This is a genomic window from Cellulomonas sp. 73-92, from assembly GCF_001898175.1.
GTDB lineage: Bacteria > Actinomycetota > Actinomycetes > Actinomycetales > Cellulomonadaceae > Cellulomonas.
Genome location: NZ_MKTH01000013.1, coordinates 265,792 through 283,155 on the forward strand (window position 1 = coordinate 265,792; position 17,364 = coordinate 283,155).

A 17,364-nucleotide genomic window follows, 5' to 3' on the forward strand; every position below is an offset into this window, starting at 1 on the left:
TGACTCTCCCTCCAGGGGAGAGCCGACGGTGGTCGTGGAGGAACCGATGAGCAACCTCATCCCGATCGGACGCTTCTCGCGCGTCACCCGGCTGTCGATCAAGGCGCTGCGGCACTACGACGAGTCCGGCCTGCTGGCTCCGGCCTGGGTCGACCCTTCGTCGGGCTACCGCTACTACACGTACGCCCAGGTCACGGCGGCCGAGGTGATCCGCGTGCTGCGCTCGCTCGACATGCCGCTCGACGAGGTCCGCGAGGCGCTGGCCACCGACGACCGCGAGGTCGTCGCCAAGCTCCTCGACCGGCACCGCGCACGGCTGCAGGACGAGGTCGACCGGCGCACGAGGATGCTCACCTTCCTCCTCCGTCTCATCGACCAGGAGGGCAGTCCCATGACGTACGACGTCACCGTCAAGGAGGTCCCGGCCCAGCACGCGGCCGTGCTGCGGCGCCGCACCAGCGCACAGACCATCAGCCAGGACGTCGGCAGCGGCTACGAGGCCATCGCCACGGCCGTCGCCCGCGCCGGCATCGCCATCGCCGGTCCGCCGTACCTCGTCATGACCGAGCTGGTGGACGACGAGATGCCCGGCGAGATCGAGCTCGGCTTCCCGGTCGCCACGCCGTTCCCCACCACCGGCGAGGAGGGCGTCACCGGTGCCGAGCTGCCCGGCGGCCTCGTCGCGGCGACGGTCCACCGCGGGCCGTACGACGAGGAGGGGCCGGCCTACCGCGCGGTCGAGGCCTGGGTGCAGGAGCACGGCCACGTCCACGCCGGCCCGCCGCGCGAGGTGTACCTCAACTCGCCGGGCGAGGTCACCGACCCGTCGCAGTACCTGACGGAGATCCAGTTCCCGATCGCGGTGCCCGCGTAGGGCCGTCCCCGGTCAGCGAGCAGCGAGGTCCAGCGACTCCGCCGTCACCTCGAGGAGGAGGTCGGTGGCCTCGCGCTCGCCGACGGAGACACGGACGCCGTCGCCAGCGAAGGGCCGGACCAGCACCCCGGCCCGGGTGCACCGCTCCGCGAGCTTCGTCGCGTTCTCGCCGATGCCGAGCCAGACGAAGTTGGCCTGGGAGTCGGGCACGGCCCACCCCTGCGACCGCAGCCCGTCGAGCATCCGGCCGCGCTCGTCCACCAGCCGTGCCACGCGCTCGGCCATCTCCCGCTGCGCCCGCAGCGAGGCGACCGCGGCGAGCTGTGCGACGTTCGAGACGCCGAACGGCGTGGACACCGCGCGGATTGCCGCGGCGAGCCGCGGCCGCGCGACCGCGTAGCCGACCCGCAGCCCCGCCAGCCCGTACGCCTTGGAGAAGGTCCGCAGCAGCACGACGTTGGGGTGGTTCGCGAAGGTGGCCAGGCCGTCGGCGGCGGCGGGGTCGGCCACGAACTCGACGTACGCCTCGTCGAGCACCACGAGCACGTCACCGGGCAGGGCGGACAGGAAGGACTCGAGCTCGTCGGCCCGCACCGCCGGGCCGGTGGGGTTGTTCGGGGTGCAGACGAGCACCACGCGCGTGCGCTTCGTCACGGCTGCTGCCATCGCGGGCAGGTCGAGGCGGCCGTCGTCCGTCATCGGTACGCGGACGCCGGTCGCGCCGGCGACGGTGACGTAGATGGGGTAGGCCTCGAACGAGCGCCACGGCATGACGACCTCGGCGCCGGGCTCGCACACCGTCGCCAGGACGTGGCCGAGGACGGCGACCGAGCCGCCGCCCATGACGACCTCGTCGGGCTGCACCGCCAGGTGGGCGGCGACGGCCTCCACCAGCTCGGTGGCGTACATGTCGGGGTAGCGGTTGACGTCCACGGCCGCGTCGGCGATCGCCGCCATGACGGACGGCAGCGGCGGGAACGGGTTCTCGTTGCTCGACAGCTTGAACGCGGCCGCCCCGACCGGGACCCGGGCCCCGGGGACGTACGGCGGGAGGGTCTCGAGGGCCTTGCGGGTGGGGACGCGCGTCACGCGCACAGCATGCCACCGGCCCGGCGGCCGGGTCCGGGCGTCCGGTGCCCCACGAATTCGGGGTCCGACCAGGGCGAACCCTGATCCGCAAGCCGTGGCCGACGACGAGGCCCTCTGCCAGGATCGGCGCATGGCCTTCGTGCTGCGGGTGATCATCAACGGCGTCGCCATCTGGGTGACCACGCTCGTCCTGCGACCCCGGTTCGACGTGGTGCTCGCGGACCCGAGCACCACGTGGAAGCGCGTGGTGGCGTTCCTCGTCATCGGGCTGGTCTTCGGGCTGGTCAACGCGATCGTGAAGCCGATCGTCCGGCTGCTGTCGCTGCCCCTCTACATCCTGACGCTCGGGCTGTTCACGCTCGTCGTCAACGCCCTCATGCTGCTGCTGACGGGCTGGCTGACGCGGTTCACGCACTGGGGCCTGCACATCGAGAGCTTCGGCATCGCCGTCGTGGCGGCGCTCATCATCTCGGTGCTCTCGTTCATCCTGTCCGTCATCATCGGCCGCCGGGACCGCCGCCACCACGCCTGACGGCTACCGCCCGGCCCGCTTCACGCGGTACTGGAAGGTCGTCGCGGTGGTGCCCTCGCCGCCCAGCAGACCGGTGACCGCCGACACGCCCGGCGCCGACCCCGGTGCGGCCGCCACCTGAGCGTCGACGAGGCGTGCCGTCTCGACGTAGCCCGTCACCGCGTGCGCCTGGCTGACCAGCACCGGGTGGTCGTCCGCCAGCGAGCGTGTGACGCGCGTGACGTCCCCGCCGGCGACCGTCGGCTCCCCGTCGGCCTGCGGCACGACGTCCTCGTCGTGCTCGATCCGCACCACCGGCACCCCCGCCGGCGTGCGCCCCGGCACGCTGGGCGAGCCCGCCGTCACGACGCCGCCGACCCGGTAGGTCCCGGCCGCCGCGGCCGCTGCGGCCAGCGCCACCATGCCGCCCTGGCTGTGGCCGGCGAGCACCACCGGCTCGTCGGGCGCGACGCCCGCGGCCTCCATCGCCGCCAGGACGCCCGCCGTCATCGGGTCGGCCAGGCCGCCGACGAGCTGCAGGTTGGTGCCCATGTCGGTCGCGACGTCGTCGTCGAACGCCCACGACTGCGTCCCGGGCACCGCCACCAGCCACGACCGGGAGCCGTCCGGGTGGTCGAGCCGCTCCACCGTGACCGTCGCGGTGGGCGTGCCGGGCAGGCCGGTCGGCTGACCCTCGTCGTAGGTCGCCGCGACGACGTCGAGGATCCCCGCCAGCCCGCGCGGCGGCGCCAGCCGCGGCGGGTCGACCCGCGGCACCAGCACCACGTCGGCGCCGCCGCGCGCCAGCAGCGCCAGCGCCCCCGAGGACACGGTCACCGGGTCCGGCAGCACGGTGGGCACCACCGCGGTCAGCAGGCCGCCGAGGCCCTGCACCACCACCTCCGCGCCGCCGGCGGCCATCGCGTCCGACCATGCCTCCTCCGCGTCGAGCCGCAGCGCGGCGACCGGATCGTCGCTGGTCAGCAGCGTGCGGCCCGCGTGCAGCTCCGCTCGCCAGAGCGCCGTCACGGCCGCGGGCAGCACCTCGGCCGCGCCCGCCAGGGGGAAGTGCCCCTGGTTGGCCGCCAGCCCGCGGAGGCGTCGGTGGGTGGCGGTCTCGCCGTCACCGTGCAGGCGGGCGGCCGCCCGTACCGAGCCGCTGAGCTCACGCAGCCGCATCGCCGCCGGCCCCGGCGCCAGCGGCCCGGCCCGCAGGGTGGCGACCCGCTCGGCCACCCCGCCGACCCCGAGCGTGCCCGGCCACGGGTCGCCCTCACGTGGGTCGCCGGCCGGGATGCCTCGTCCGGGCACGCCGATCAGCGCGCCGGCCGACGACCTGGGCAGCCCGACGACGAGCCCGCTCCGGGGGCCAAGCGCGCCGACCTGCACCGCGGCGGGCCACACCGCAACCGCCAGGTCCGCGGCGGCGCGGTCGAGGGCGCCGGCGGCCAGCCCCAGCCTCCGGGCGGCGTCCGCGAGCGCCTCCGGGTCCACCGAGACGAACGTTCCGGCGCCCAGGCGCACCGACCGGCCGGTCGCGCCCCAGCAGGTGGCGCCGGCGACGACCTCGCCCTTCGTCGCCGGCCACGGTCCCGGCAGGCCGAGCTCGGCGAGCAGCGTCTCCAGGGCGGCGAGCAGGCGATCGAGGCGCCCGTGCTCGTCGCCCACTGCGGAGCGATAGCGGTCCGCCGCCGAGCCGGTCCACGGCACCCGCTCGGCCGTCACCACGCCTGCGCGCGCGAGCGCGACGTCGTCGCGCGCCGTGACGACGCGGGCGCGCCCGGCGGCGGCCGGGTCGGTGGGGTCGGGCCAGGACACCGGCCGGACGCTAGGAGGCGCGCGCGGCGCGTCAGGCGGGGCCGGCGACGGCCACGAGCAGACGCGGCGGCCGCGCGGGCTGGGGACGGCTCGGACGCGGGACGTGCCGGCCAGGGCCCGGCTCTCGAGCGAGACGGGACGGCCACGGCCCCCGAGCGTGATGGGCCTGACGGCCTCGGGACGGCTCGCGGATGGGACGCGCCGGCCGGCGGGCGGCGGTCAGACGGCGGGCGGTGCCGTCTCGTCGTGCCGCGCTTCGCGCGTGCCCGGGCTGGGGGCCGGACCGCCGAGCGCCGCCCGGAAGAGCCGCCCCACCTCGACGACGATGGCGATCGTGCTGCCGACGATCGACAGCACGATGAGCACGCGCACGACGGTGGTCCACGGGAAGGCGTAGGCGGAGAAGTCGAACGGGAACACCCGCCACATCCGCATCCCCACGGCGATGCCGAACGCGGCCATGACGATGTCGCCGGGCGCCTTCAGCCAGACGCCGTCGTAGCCGAGGTAGAGCACGCTGACGACGATCGCCACCACCAGCGAGGCGGTGAGGATCGGCAGCACCTGCTCCCAGGCCTGGGTGAGCCAGGGGAACCAGCCCCAGCCGAGCACGCGGTGGGCGCCCCACAGCAGCACCGCGTCGATGACGACCGAGACGATGTTCCCGGCGCGGCGCGAGGCGGGGGACGGACGGGCCTTCCGCTCAGCCACGACGCCAGGGGAGCACGGGCCGGCCGCCGCCCGCATGGGCCGGAGGTCCACTGTCCGGACACCGCCGCCGGCCGCCGCCCCTCTGGGAGACTGGGGGCATGGTCCGCCTCGCCGACGTCGTCCCGCCCATCGCGCTCGGCCCGCTCGACGGGCGCTACCGCGCCACCGTCGCACCGCTCGTCGACCACCTGTCCGAGGCGGCCCTCAACCGCACGCGCATCGCGGTGGAGGTCGAGTGGGTCATCTACCTCACCGGCCACGACGTCGTCCCCGGCGCCCCGCGCCTCACCGCCGCCGACGAGGCCTACCTGCGCGCCGTGCCCGAGGCGTTCGGCGCCGACGAGATCGCCGAGCTGGCGGAGATCGAGCGGACCACCGTCCACGACGTCAAGGCGGTGGAGTACTTCGTCAAGCGCCGGCTGGCGGCCGCGCCGGCCGCGACCGCGCTGCCGAACGTGGGTGAGCTCGTCCACTTCGCGCTGACCAGCGAGGACGTCAACAACCTCTGCTACGCGCTCATGGTCCGCGGCGCGGTGCAGGGGGTGTGGCTGCCGGCCGCGACCGCGCTCGCCGACCAGCTCGCGGCGATGGCCGACGAGCACCGGGCCCTGCCGATGGTCGCGCTGACCCACGGCCAGCCGGCGACCCCGACCACGCTCGGCAAGGAGCTGGCGGTCCTCGCCCACCGCCTGCGCCGCCAGCTGCGCCGCATCGCGGCCGACGAGGTGCTCGGCAAGCTCAACGGCGCGACCGGCACGTTCGGCGCGCACCTGGCGGCCGTGCCCGGCGCGGACTGGCAGCAGGTGTCGCGCGGCTTCGTCGAGCACCTGGGCCTGGTGTGGAACCCGCTGACCACGCAGATCGAGTCGCACGACTGGCAGGCCGAGCTCTACGCAGACGTCGCCCGGTTCAACCGGGTGGCGCACAACCTCGCCACGGACATGTGGACGTACATCTCGCGCGGCGTGTTCGTGCAGGTGCCGGTGGCGGGCGCCACGGGCTCGTCGACCATGCCGCACAAGGTCAACCCCATCCGGTTCGAGAACGCCGAGGCGAACCTCGAGATCTCCTCCGCCCTGTTCGACGCCCTGTCGTCGACCCTGGTGACCAGCCGGCTGCAGCGCGACCTCACCGACTCCACGACGCAGCGGAACATCGGCCCGGCCTTCGGGCACTCGCTGCTCGCGATCGACAACCTGCGCCGGGGGCTGGCAGCCCTGCACGTCGACGCCCCGCTCCTCGCGCGCGAGCTCGACGACAACTGGGAGGTGCTCGCCGAACCGGTGCAGTCGGCCATGCGGGCCGCCGCGGTCGCCGGCGTCTCCGGGATGGAGAACCCCTACGAGCGGCTCAAGGAGCTCACCCGGGGCCGCCGCCTGACGGCCGAGGACATGCGCGGCTTCATCGCCTCGCTCGGGCTGCCCGAGGAGCTGGCCGCGCGGCTGTCGGCGCTGACCCCGGCGACGTACACGGGCCTCGCCGCCGACCTCGTCGACCACCTGCGGGACTGACCGCCCGCCTCCGCCAGCGCGGCGACGCCCCCGCATCGCGACCGTCCTCCACCCGCCGGCTCGCGGCCGGCCGCCCCCCGCCGCGAGGTCGACAGCCGCACGCGAGGTCGATGGCTGCGGCTATCGACGGTGCACGGAGCTATCGACGTCGCAGCGCGCGGGGTGGGCCTCCGCGGCGCTGCGGGGCCCGCCGCGGGAGTCGCGGGAGGTTGACGCGGCCACCTGCTAGGCCGAACGGGTGATCGGTCCCGGAGCGGCACCGAGCCCTGGACACGCCCGCTTCACCCGGGGCAGGATCGAGGCCGTTGCGTCCGGTTCCTCCGGAACCTCCGATTCCTCCGATTCCCCGCGAGGCGGCGCTGTGATCCTCATGCAGAAGGCGGTGACGCCGGACCTGTCGGCGGCCCACCTGACGCAGGGGTACGACCGGCTCGGCGGCTACGTGGTCCGGGCCTCGGACGTCGCGTTCGCCACCACGCCCGCGCAGCTCTACGAGGTCCACGGCCTCGGTTACCCGGGCTCGCCGTTCCATCGCTGGGACGAGCACATCGACGTGCTGCGCTTCTGGTCGGCGCCGCAGCTGCAGTACCGGGACGTGCCGGGCTACATCGTGCCGCTGTGGTGGCTGCGTCACTCGCGGATCCCCCCGCAGGCCGAGCTGGTCCGCATCCACCGGGACGGGACCAGCACCCTGCTCGCGCGCTACGGCGACATCGGCACCGGCTGGACCCTCGCCGGGCACGAGGGCCTGCGCCCGCCGATGGCGTCGCTGTCCCGCTGCGTCGGCCCGGTCGCGAAGTGGCACGGCGCGTACCTCGAGGCGGACGTGGTCGACGAGGGCCGCACCGTCGTCCTGGCGCTGGCCAACCCGCCGCTCGCCGAGACGGGCTTCGAGCAGGCGCCGTCCGGCCGGTGGTTCCGGCGCGTGCCGCGCGAGGCCGTCAGCGAGCTGTTCGAGCTCGACCTGACCGCGCGCTGGAACGGGTTGGCGGTGCGCGTCGTCGACCAGTGGCAGGACGCGCAGCGGTACGTCGTCGCCCGCATCTCGCACCTGGGCGACGACCTGCAGCGTGCCGAGCGGCTCGGTCTGTTCCGCATCGAGGCGGGGCTGTACGAGACCGAGGTCTACGCCGCGGAGCTGACGGACCTCACGACCAACCAGGTGGTGCCGGCGACATGGTCTCCCGGCCCGGCAGCGACGCCGGGCCGGGGCACGCACGCCCTCACCGACCGCTGGGTGCAGGCGTAACCCTCGCGCCGACGTGTCGCCCTGGGCGCTGCCCTGCGTGCGGCCGCACCGGTACGGTCGCGTGCGGCCCTGCGCGGGCCTGCACCGACCTCTTGCCGTGGGTGACGCTGCCCGTGCGCGGCGCGCCATACCGTACCCCCTAGGGGTATAGTGGTGGCATGCACGGGTACACCGCCGACAAGGACGCCTACCTCAAGCGTCTCAAGCGCATCGAGGGCCAGGTGCGCGGCATCGCGCGCATGGTGGACGAGGACGTCTACTGCATCGACGTCCTCACCCAGATCTCCGCGGTGACCAAGGCACTGCAGGCCGTGAGCATCGGCCTCATGGAGGACCACCTCGGCCACTGCGTCGTCGACGCCGCGCGCCGTGACCCCGCCGAGGGCGCCGCCAAGGTCCGCGAGGCCAGCGACGCCATTGCTCGACTCGTCAAGAGCTGAACCCCGAAGGAGCACCATGACCACCGCCACCTACTCCGTCGACGGCATGACCTGCGCGCACTGCGTGCACCACGTGACGTCCGAGATCACCGCGCTTCCCGGCGTGAACGACGTGCAGATCGACCTCGTCGTCGGCGGCTCGTCGTCCGTCACCGTGACGTCCGAGGCCCCCCTGGACCCCGCGGCCGTCGAGGCCGCCGTCGTCGAGGCGGGCTACGCCCTGACGCCCGGCCGCTCGCTGCTCTAGCCCTTCCGACGTCGCGCCCCACGCCCCGGCCCCGAGAGGCCGGCCGGGGTCGTCGGGTGCGACGAGACGTGACGAACCCCGAGAGAAGACCCGATGAGTACCGACGCGCTGGAGATCGATCTCGCCGTCGAGGGCATGACCTGCTCGTCCTGCGTGGCACGGGTGGAGAAGAAGCTCAACCGCGTGCCGGGCGTCCAGGCGACCGTCAACCTCGCGCTGGAGTCGGCGCACGTGGTCGTCGCGCCCCCGACCGACGGCTCCGCGCCGGCGGACCTCGACGCCCTGGTCGCCGCCGTGCGCGCGGCGGGTTACGACGCGCACCTGGTGCAACCCGCCTTCGCCCGGGCGGCCGCGGCCGCCGTGGTCGACGCGACGCACGACGTCACGTCCGACGGGTCGATCGCGACCGAGGAGCGGGCCGGAGACGACGACGCGGACCGGGCCACCGACGACATGGCGCTGTCCGGCATGTCGCATCCGGGCATGGAGCACGACGAAGCAGCCGACACGTCGGCGCCCACGGACACCCGGGGCGACGACCTGCGCCGCCGGCTGCGGGTGGCGGCCGTGCTCGCGGTGCCGGTGGTGCTTCTGTCGATGGTGCCGCCGCTGCAGTTCCGCGGCTGGCAGTGGGTGGTCGCCGTGCTGGCGATGCCCGTGGTGACCTGGGCGGCATGGCCGTTCCACAAGGCGGCGGCCCGGGCCGCCCGGCACGGCTCGTCCACCATGGACACGCTGGTGTCGATCGGGGTCATCGCTGCGACCGGCTGGTCGCTGTGGGCGCTGCTGCTGGGCGGCACGGGACAGCTCGGGCTGCGCATGTCGGCCACGCTCGTCCCGGCTCGCACCGGCGCGATGTCCCACCCTGAGCTGTACTTCGAGGCCGCAGCCGTCGTCACGGCCTTCCTGCTCGCGGGGCGCTACTCCGAGCACCGCGCCCGCCGGCGGGCGGGCGACGCCCTGCGCACGCTGCTCGACCTCGGCGCCAAGGACGTCGCACTCCTGGTCAACGGCGTCGAGCGCCGCGTCCCGGTCGCGCACCTGCAGGTCGGCGACCTGTTCGCCGTGCGTGCCGGCGAGAAGATCGCCACCGACGGCGTCGTGGAGTCCGGCCAGGCGGCCGTCGACACGTCGCTGCTCACCGGCGAGCCGGTGCCGGTGGACGTCGGCCCGGGCGACGAGGTGACGGGCGCCACCGTCAGCACGTCGGGCCACCTCGTCGTGCGCGCCTCGCGCGTCGGCGAGCAGACCCGGCTGGCGCAGATCGGACGACTGGTCTCGGCCGCGCAGACCGGCAAGGCCCCGGTGCAGCGGCTGGCGGACCGGATCTCCGCGGTGTTCGTCCCCGCGGTCATCACGCTGGCGCTGCTCACGCTGGCGGTGTGGCTGTCGACCGGGCACGGCGTGCAGGAGTCGTTCACCGCCGCCGTGGCGGTGCTCATCATCGCGTGCCCCTGCGCGCTGGGCCTGGCCACGCCGACCGCGCTCCTGGTGGGTACCGGCCGTGGCGCCCAGCTCGGCATCCTCATCTCCGGGCCCGAGGTGCTCGAGCGCACGCGGACAGCCGACACGGTCGTGCTCGACAAGACCGGCACGCTGACGCAGGGCCGGATGGCCCTCGTGGACGTGGTGCCGGCGCCGGGCGAGTCCCGCGACGACGTCCTGGCGTGGGCCGCCGCGGTCGAGCGCCTCTCGGAGCACCCCGTCGCGGCGGCGATCGCCGCGGCCACCGGCGGCGCCGGCACGCTCACCACGACGACCCTGGATGCCGCCGACGGCACGAACGCCGCGTCCGCACGGGCTGCCGTGCCGACGATCGCGCTCGCGGACTCCAGCGCGGATACGACCCGGGCGCACGTGGCGCCGACGACCACGTCGGCGGACGCGGTGAGCGGCTTCGTCACGGTGCCGGGACGCGGCGTCGCCGGCGACGTACGGCGCGGCGGCGAGGCGCGGCACGTGCTCGTCGGCAGCCCCGCCTACCTGCGCGACGGGGGCGTCGACACCTCGGCGCTCGACGGTGCACTGGAGGCGGCGGAGGCCGACGGCGGGACGGCCGTCATGGCCGGGTGGGACGGCGCCGCACGCGGCGTGCTGGTGCTGCGCGACCCGCTCAAGCCGACGAGCGCCCAGGCGGTCGCCGAGCTGCGGGCGCTCGGCCTGCGCCCGGTGCTTCTCACCGGCGACAACCCGGGCGCCGCCCGGGCGGCCGCACGGGAGGCCGGCATCGCGGATGAGGACGTCGTCGCCCAGGTGCTGCCCGAGGACAAGGTGGCCGCCGTGGCGCGGCTCCAGGCCCAGGGCAGGACCGTCGCGATGGTGGGCGACGGCGTCAACGACGCCGCCGCCCTGGCCACCGCCGACCTCGGCCTGGCGATGGGCACCGGCACCGACGTCGCGATGCAGGCCGCCGACCTGACGCTCGTGCGCGGCGACCTGCGCTCGGCGCCCCAGGCGATCCGCCTCTCCCGCACCACGCTGCGGATCATCAAGCAGAACCTGTTCTGGGCGTTCGGCTACAACGTGGCGGCGATCCCGCTGGCCGCGTTCGGGCTGCTCAACCCGATGATCGCCGGCGCGGCGATGGCCTTCAGCTCGGTGCTCGTCGTGACCAACTCGCTGCGCCTGCGCCGGTTCGCCTAGCCGCTTCGCCCAGCGCCGAACGCCGCACTCGTCCGCCGAGCGCCGCACTCCTTTCTGCGGCGCTCGGCGCACGACGGCGGCGCTCGGCGTGCGCCGGTTCCCGACGAGGCGTATATGTGATATCACTTTGCTATCGCGACGCCGGAACGCCCGGCGCGCACTCGCAAGGAGTCCACATGTCTGACATCGCCACCGCGCAGGGGCCGGTGGGGGTCCGTCCCGGCGCGCGGGTGGACGTCACGGAGCGGCCCGCCTGGTCGCTCGGCGGCGGCGCGGCGTTCCTCGCCGCGCTCGTCGCGGTCGCCGCGCTCGCCGGTGCCGTCGTGCTCTTCGCGAAGGCCGACTCGTCCGGCACGGACGCACCGGCCTTCGTGGGCATCGCCCTCGTCCTGGTCGGGGTCGCGATCTTCACGGGCCTGACGATCGTCAGCCCCGGCAGCACTCGGGTGGTGCTGTTCTTCGGCCGCTACGTCGGCACCGTGCGCCGCACCGGCCTGGTGCTCACCGTGCCGTTCGCGACCCGCCGCAGCGTCTCGGTGCGGGTCCGCAACTTCGAGACGAACGAGCTCAAGGTCAACGACCAGGAGGGCAACCCGGTCAACATCGCCGCGATCGTCGTGTGGCAGGTGGCCGACACCGCCAAGGCGGTGTTCGCGGTCCAGGACTACGGCGACTTCGTGCGCGTGCAGTCCGAGTCCGCGCTGCGGCACGTGGCGATGTCCCACCCGTACGACCACGCCGACGCCCGCGAGAGCTCGCTGCGCGGAGCCACCGACGTCGTCTCCGGCGAGATCGCCGACGAGGTGGCCGCGCGCGTGGCGATCGCCGGCGTCGAGGTGATCGAGGCGCGCATCTCCAACCTCGCGTACGCGCCCGAGATCGCCGGGGCGATGCTCCAGCGGCAGCAGGCCGGCGCGATCATCGCCGCCCGCAGCCGGATCGTCGAGGGCGCCGTCAGCATGGTCAAGGACGCGCTGAGCCGGCTCGAGGCCGACTCCGTCGTCGCGCTGGACGACGAGCGCAAGGCCGCCATGGTCTCGAACCTCCTCGTCGTGCTCTGCGGCGAGGCGCGGGCCACTCCCGTCGTCAACACGGGGACGCTCTACCAGTGACGGAGCAGGAAGAGCCGCAGCGGCCCGCCGCGCGTGAGCGCAAGGCGGTGCTGCTGCGGCTCGACCCTGCCGTCCACGATGCCCTGGCGCGCTGGGCGTCCGACGAGCTGCGCAGCGTCAACGCGCAGATCGACCTCCTGCTGCGGGAGGCCCTGGCCCGGTCCGGCCGCGCGCCCCAGGGCCTGACGCCACCGCGCCGGCCCGGCCGCCCGTCGACGACGTGACCGCGCCCGACGAGCCACGGTTCACGGAAGGTCGCGGCCGGACGGGCCGCACCCCTCATCGCCGATCGTCAGCGAACTCCCAGGCCGGCGCCGTAGGCTCCGACGCCATGGCCGTGCCGGAGACCCCGACGCCGGTCACGCCCGCACCCGCCGTGGACGTGGCCGACGCGAGCACCGCCCACCGGCGACGCCGCGTCGGCGAGATCTGGATCGTGCTCGGCATGTCCTTGGGCCAGTCGGCCGTCTACGCGGTGATCAGCCTCGTCGCCAAGCTCACCGCCGGCCCCCCGCTGAAGTCGCAGTCGACGGCGCTCAACGTCAGCGTGTCCCCCCGGCCGCTGCTCGACCTCACCTACCAGCTGACGGGCATCCTCTTCGCCGCTCTGCCCGTGGCGCTGGCGCTGTACCTGCTGAGCGAACCGGGGCGCTCGGCGCTGCGCCGCATCGGCCTCACCGGTGAGCGGCCGTGGCGTGACCTCGGCTGGGGCGCCGGCCTCGCCGCCGCGATCGGCATCCCGGGGCTGGGCTTCTACGCCCTGGGGCGGGCCATCGGCATCACGGTCCAGGTGCAGGCCAGCGCTCTCAACGCCCACTGGTGGACCATCCCCGTGCTCGTCCTCGCGGCGGCGCAGAACGGCCTGCTCGAGGAGGTCGTGGCGGTCGGGTACCTCTCGGAGCGGCTCAAGGAGCTGCGCTGGCGCGGGCCGGCGATCGTCGTCGCCTCGGCCCTGCTGCGCGGCTCCTATCACCTCTACCAGGGCTGGGGCCCGTTCTTCGGCAACGCGATCATGGGCCTCGTCTTCGCCGAGTACTACCGGCGCACGCGCCGCGTCGCCCCGCTCGTCGTCGCGCACTTCCTCATGGACATGGTGGTGTTCGTCGGCTACGACCTCATCCCGCACGGGTGGCTCGCCTCGCTGGGGCTGACCTGAGGCGGCGGCCATGCCCCCGGAAGCCCCGTCCGGCGGCGCGTCGCTGCCTAGACTCGCCCAGGTGAGCACGGCGCAGGAGGGAGCCGCGACCGACCGGACCGTCGACGGGCCGGTCGAGATCGTCGACATCCCCGCGGCCCGCGTGCACCACCCGTCGGACCTGCTGGGGGTCGTGCTCGCCGCGCTCGGCGCGGTGCTCGTCATCGTCCTCGCCGCGTACGCGCACAACACCACCGGCGGCATCGCGGAGGACGTGCAAGGCTTCGCCACGCTGCTGCGCCGCATCCTCTTCGTGCCCGTCGCGGCGCTGGTCTCCCTGGTGACGGTGCTCGTGCCGCTGGCCGTGCTCATCGACCTCGCGGTGCGCCGGCAGGGCCGCCTGCTGCTCGAGACGTCGGCCGCCGGCGCGGCGGGCCTCGCGCTGACCACCTTCGGGCACTGGGCGCTGACCACCTTCGGCAGCCATGAGCTCGTCGCCACGATGTCCGTTGTCCAGACCGACAGCGGGGCCAACGTCGAGGTGCTGACGCTGCCGGGCTACGTCGCGATGCTGGCAGCGCTGCTGACGCTGGCCGGCCCGCGCGCCCACCGCAGCTCGGTGCGCTGGAGCTGGAACGCCCTGTGGACGGCGATCGGCGTCACCCTCATCACCGCGCAGGTCTCGCTGCCAGGCGTGGCCCTGGCGCTCGCGCTCGGCCGGCTCGCGGGCCTCGGGGTCCGTTACCTCGCCGGCGTCTCCCCGGAGCGGGCCTACGGCGACGCGCTCGTCGCGGGCATCCGCCGGGCCGGCTACACGCCGGTGTCGCTGGTCCGGGTGCCGGACGCCGACACGCGGGTCGCAGCCGAGCAGCTGCACCGCGAGCACAACCTGCCCACGCCGGACGAGGCCTCGGCCGCGCTCGTCCGCTCGTCGGACGCCCGGGTCTACCAGGTGCGCACGGCGTACGACGAGGTCCTCGACCTGCGCGTGCTCGACGGCGACCGCCAGGTGCTCGGCGTGCTGGCGCGCACGTGGCGCAGCCTGCGGCTGCGGGGCATCGAGGGGCGCAACATCGTCTCCTTGCGCCAGGCGTCCGAGCGCGCGGCGCTGCTGGCCTACGCGGCCACGGCGGCCGGTGTGCACACGCCACGGCTGCTGCGCCTCAGCGAGAACGCCGACTCGATGATGCTGCTGCAGGAGCACCCGTCCGGCGCCGTCCCGCTGACGCTCGTGCCCGATGACGAGCTGACCGACGACCTGCTCGCGGAGGTCTGGGGCCAGCTGCGCGCGGCGCACCACGCCGGCATCGCCCACCGTGCGATCACCGGCGACACCGTGCTCGTCGGACCCGGGGCGAGCCACCACGGCGTGTGGCTCACGGGCTGGGACTCCGGCGACGTCGCCTCCTCCGACCTGGCGCGGCGCATCGACATCACGCAGATGCTGGCCGTGCTCGCGCTGCGCGTCGGGGCGGCGCGGGCCGTGCGCTCCGTCGCGGACGCGCTGGCCGACGACGACGTCGCGGCGATCGGCCCGATGCTGCAGACCATCACGCTGCCGCGCCAGACGCGCGACCTCATGCGCGACCACAAGGAGGTGCTGGCCGAGCTGCGCCAGCAGATCGTCGCCCGCCTGCCGGAGGCGAGCATCGAGCCCTACCGGCTGGTGCGGTTCGGGGCCAGGACCGTGCTGACGATCGTCGTGACCTTCGTCGCCGCCTTCGTCATCCTCACGACGATCAACGTCCACCAGATCGGCGACGCGCTGCGCAGCAGCGACCCGCGGTTCTCCCTGCTCGCGTTCCTCCTGGGCATGGTGACGCTGGTCGGCGCGGCGCTCAGCCTCGTCGCCTTCTCGCCGGTGCGGCTCAGCCTCTGGCGCTCGATGATCGTGCAGGCCGCCGCCTCGTTCGTCGCGCTCGCGGCGCCGGCGGGCATCGGACCGGCGGCGCTCAACCTGCGCGCCCTGACCCGGCGCGGCGTCTCCACCACTCTCGCCACCGCCACCGTCGCGCTGATCCAGGTGTCGCAGATGGTGGTCACGGTGCTGCTGCTCGTCGTCCTCACCCTGACGTCCGGGACGCAGCAGCAGTCGCCGGTGCCGCTGTCGCCGCCCGTGCTCGCGGTCATCGGGATCGTCGTCGTCGCCCTCGCCGCGACGCTGCTCATCCCCCAGGTGCGGGCGTGGGTCGGCAAGCGCGTCATGCCGACGCTGCGGCAGACGTGGCCGAGGCTCGTCGAGGTCGTCGGGCAGCCCGGGCGCCTGCTGCTGGGCCTCGGCGGAAACCTCGTGACGACGCTGGGGTACGTGCTGGCGTTCGACGCGGCGATGCAGGGGCTCGGCCAGCGGGCCAGCCTGGTCCAGGTGGCGATCGTCTACCTGGCCGGCACGACGCTCGGCGCGATGGTGCCGACACCGGGCGGGGTGGGCACGACGGAAGCCGCTCTGGCGGCCGGCCTCGGCACCGTTGCCGGGATCAACGCTGGTGTCGCCTTCTCGGTGGCCGTGCTGTTCCGCGTGCTCACCTACTGGCTACGGATCCCGCTGGGCTGGGTGGCGATGCGCCACCTGCAGCGGGTGGGAGAGCTCTAGGCCGTCAGGCGGCGGCGCTCTCCTGCGTCGGGAGCACCGTCAGCGCTCCGATCTCCGCGGCCCGGCGGGCCCACACCTGCAGGCGCGCGTTCGGGATCTCGGCTTGCGGAGTGGGGGAGCTGTACGGCCCTGCGGCCTGCCCGCGCTGTTCCATCTGCCTGTCCTGTCTTCTGGTAGCCCGGCTGACCCGGCTGGGTCCCGTGGCTTTGCGTCCCCGCCTTACGGCGGGTTTGCCTTTCGCTGACAGACGAGACAGTAGACGATGACAACGGGCCGGTGGAAGTCCGTCAGAACGACCAAAACGGGCGGAGGAGCGATTTCACCCGGCGCAGGCGTCCGCGCAGGTCAGACCATTAGTGAGCGTTCAACTGAGCGCGCGAGGAACCGATTTCACGCGGGCGGCCGCGCCAGTCATTGTGGGACACATGGCCTGACCTGCCAGAGTCATAGCGGGGCGTCGAGCCAGTGATCCTCCGACGGCAGCACCTGTTCCAGCTCGGCGAAGAGATCAGGCGGCAACGAGGCCTGCGCGGCGGCCACGGTGGGCGCGATCCGCTCGGGCCGGGACATCCCGACGATCGTCGACGCGAACGTCTCGTCCCGGACGGAGAACTGCAGCGCCGCGGTCGGCAGGTCCGTGCCGTAGCGGGCGCAGACGGCGCGCATCGCGGACACCGCGGCGAGCACGGCCGGGGGCGCCGGGCGGTAGCCGTACGTCGTCGGGCTGCCCGCGTCGTCCTGGTGGGCGAGGATGCCGCCGCCGTAGACCGCGGCGTTGAGCACGCCCATCCCCTGCCGACGCGCCTCGGCGACGAGCCGGCCGGCGGACCGGTCGACGAGCGTCCAGCGGTTGTGGACCAGCAGCACGTCGAAGACCTCGAGGGCGAGGTAGCGCGCCATGACCCGCACGTCGCCACCGGCCAGGCCGATCGCGCCGACGACGCCGGACTCGCGCAGCGCGACGAGCGCGTCCACCGCGCCGCCCGGCCCGGCGATGTCGTCGAACTCGTGGAACTCCGGGTCGTGCAGGTGCACCAGCGGCAGGCGGTCGAGACGGAGCCGCTCCATCGACTCCTCGACACTGCGGCGCACGCGGTCGCCCGAGTAGTCGCCGTCCTTCGGGTCCGTCTTCGTCTCGACGACGACGCCCGCCGGCACGCCCCCGACCCGGCGCAGCGCTTCGCCGATGCGCCGCTCGCTCTCGCCGTCCGAGTAGCCGTTCGACGTGTCGATGAACCGGATGGGGCTGTCGAGCGCGGCGAGCACGGTCCGGATGCCGCGCTCGGCCGGCGTCTCCTGGCCGAACAGCCGCGGCATGCTCCCGAGCGGCCCGCCACCCAGGCAGAGCGCGGAGACCTCGAGGCCGGTCGCACCCAGCGGCCGCATCCAGGACATCGAGACCTCCTCGTCGTCGTGCGGGGACATCCTGCC

General features: G+C 74.3%; 16 protein-coding genes and 1 riboswitch. Of the genes, 11 read left to right on the forward strand and 5 right to left on the reverse strand.

Annotated elements, in window-relative coordinates:
* Window positions 1-46 precede the first annotated feature (46 nt).
* A complete protein-coding gene (locus BGO37_RS07905; protein ID WP_291753720.1) occupies window positions 47-874 on the forward strand; it encodes a GyrI-like domain-containing protein in 828 nt (275 codons plus the stop codon).
* A 12-nt stretch (window positions 875-886) separates the two neighbouring features.
* Here BGO37_RS07905 and hisC read toward each other — a convergent pair whose 3' ends face one another.
* Window positions 887-1,963, reverse strand: coding sequence for a histidinol-phosphate transaminase (gene hisC, locus BGO37_RS07910; RefSeq protein ID WP_291753723.1), 1,077 nt, complete (start codon window positions 1,961-1,963; stop codon window positions 887-889).
* Between the two features lie 130 nt (window positions 1,964-2,093).
* Here hisC and BGO37_RS07915 point away from each other — a divergent pair, with 130 nt between their 5' ends.
* Complete coding sequence (locus BGO37_RS07915; RefSeq protein ID WP_291753725.1) at window positions 2,094-2,495, forward strand: phage holin family protein; 402 nt, start codon at window positions 2,094-2,096, stop codon at window positions 2,493-2,495.
* 3 nt (window positions 2,496-2,498) lie between these two features.
* Here BGO37_RS07915 and BGO37_RS07920 read toward each other — a convergent pair whose 3' ends face one another.
* A complete protein-coding gene (locus BGO37_RS07920; protein ID WP_291753727.1) occupies window positions 2,499-4,292 on the reverse strand; it encodes a hypothetical protein in 1,794 nt (597 codons plus the stop codon).
* Between the two features lie 219 nt (window positions 4,293-4,511).
* Complete coding sequence (locus BGO37_RS07925) at window positions 4,512-5,003, reverse strand: hypothetical protein (protein ID WP_291753729.1); 492 nt, start codon at window positions 5,001-5,003, stop codon at window positions 4,512-4,514.
* Window positions 5,004-5,101: 98 nt separating this feature from the next.
* Here BGO37_RS07925 and purB point away from each other — a divergent pair, with 98 nt between their 5' ends.
* The 9 genes from purB (at window position 5,102) to BGO37_RS07970 (ending at window position 15,933) form a co-directional block, all read left to right on the forward strand.
* A complete protein-coding gene (gene purB / locus BGO37_RS07930; RefSeq protein WP_291753731.1) occupies window positions 5,102-6,514 on the forward strand; it encodes an adenylosuccinate lyase in 1,413 nt (470 codons plus the stop codon).
* 370 nt (window positions 6,515-6,884) lie between these two features.
* Complete coding sequence (locus BGO37_RS07935; protein WP_291754554.1) at window positions 6,885-7,763, forward strand: hypothetical protein; 879 nt, start codon at window positions 6,885-6,887, stop codon at window positions 7,761-7,763.
* 158 nt (window positions 7,764-7,921) lie between these two features.
* Entirely contained in the window at window positions 7,922-8,203 is a 282-nt protein-coding gene (locus BGO37_RS07940) for a metal-sensitive transcriptional regulator (RefSeq protein WP_291753734.1), read from the forward strand.
* Between the two features lie 16 nt (window positions 8,204-8,219).
* Window positions 8,220-8,450, forward strand: a complete 231-nt coding sequence (locus BGO37_RS07945) for a heavy-metal-associated domain-containing protein (protein ID WP_291753737.1) — start codon at window positions 8,220-8,222, stop codon at window positions 8,448-8,450.
* A 93-nt stretch (window positions 8,451-8,543) separates the two neighbouring features.
* A complete protein-coding gene (locus BGO37_RS07950) occupies window positions 8,544-11,093 on the forward strand; it encodes a cation-translocating P-type ATPase (protein WP_291753740.1) in 2,550 nt (849 codons plus the stop codon).
* A 176-nt stretch (window positions 11,094-11,269) separates the two neighbouring features.
* On the forward strand, window positions 11,270-12,205 hold the full coding sequence (locus tag BGO37_RS07955) for an SPFH domain-containing protein (RefSeq protein ID WP_291753743.1): 936 nt from the start codon (window positions 11,270-11,272) through the stop codon (window positions 12,203-12,205).
* The gene (locus BGO37_RS07960) at window positions 12,202-12,429 is read left to right on the forward strand and encodes a hypothetical protein (protein ID WP_291753745.1); all 228 of its coding nucleotides are present in this window, start codon (window positions 12,202-12,204) and stop codon (window positions 12,427-12,429) included. The genes BGO37_RS07955 and BGO37_RS07960 overlap by 4 nt, the downstream gene beginning before the upstream one ends.
* A gap of 107 nt (window positions 12,430-12,536) precedes the next feature.
* Entirely contained in the window at window positions 12,537-13,361 is an 825-nt protein-coding gene (locus BGO37_RS07965) for a CPBP family intramembrane glutamic endopeptidase (RefSeq protein WP_291753748.1), read from the forward strand.
* A gap of 61 nt (window positions 13,362-13,422) precedes the next feature.
* Window positions 13,423-15,933, forward strand: a complete 2,511-nt coding sequence (locus tag BGO37_RS07970) for a lysylphosphatidylglycerol synthase transmembrane domain-containing protein (RefSeq protein WP_291753749.1) — start codon at window positions 13,423-13,425, stop codon at window positions 15,931-15,933.
* Between the two features lie 4 nt (window positions 15,934-15,937).
* On the opposite strand, the gene BGO37_RS07975 is transcribed toward BGO37_RS07970, so the two are convergent.
* Together BGO37_RS07975 and BGO37_RS07980 are read right to left on the reverse strand one after the other, a co-directional pair.
* Window positions 15,938-16,087: a hypothetical protein gene (locus tag BGO37_RS07975; protein WP_291753751.1), complete on the reverse strand. Its 150-nt coding sequence runs from the start codon at window positions 16,085-16,087 to the stop codon at window positions 15,938-15,940.
* 15 nt (window positions 16,088-16,102) lie between these two features.
* Window positions 16,103-16,178: riboswitch (cyclic di-GMP riboswitch) on the reverse strand.
* A 199-nt stretch (window positions 16,179-16,377) separates the two neighbouring features.
* Window positions 16,378-17,358 carry an aldo/keto reductase gene (locus BGO37_RS07980; RefSeq protein WP_291753753.1) on the reverse strand — a complete coding sequence of 327 codons (981 nt, stop codon included), beginning with the start codon at window positions 17,356-17,358 and terminating at the stop codon, window positions 16,378-16,380.
* Window positions 17,359-17,364 lie beyond the last annotated feature (6 nt).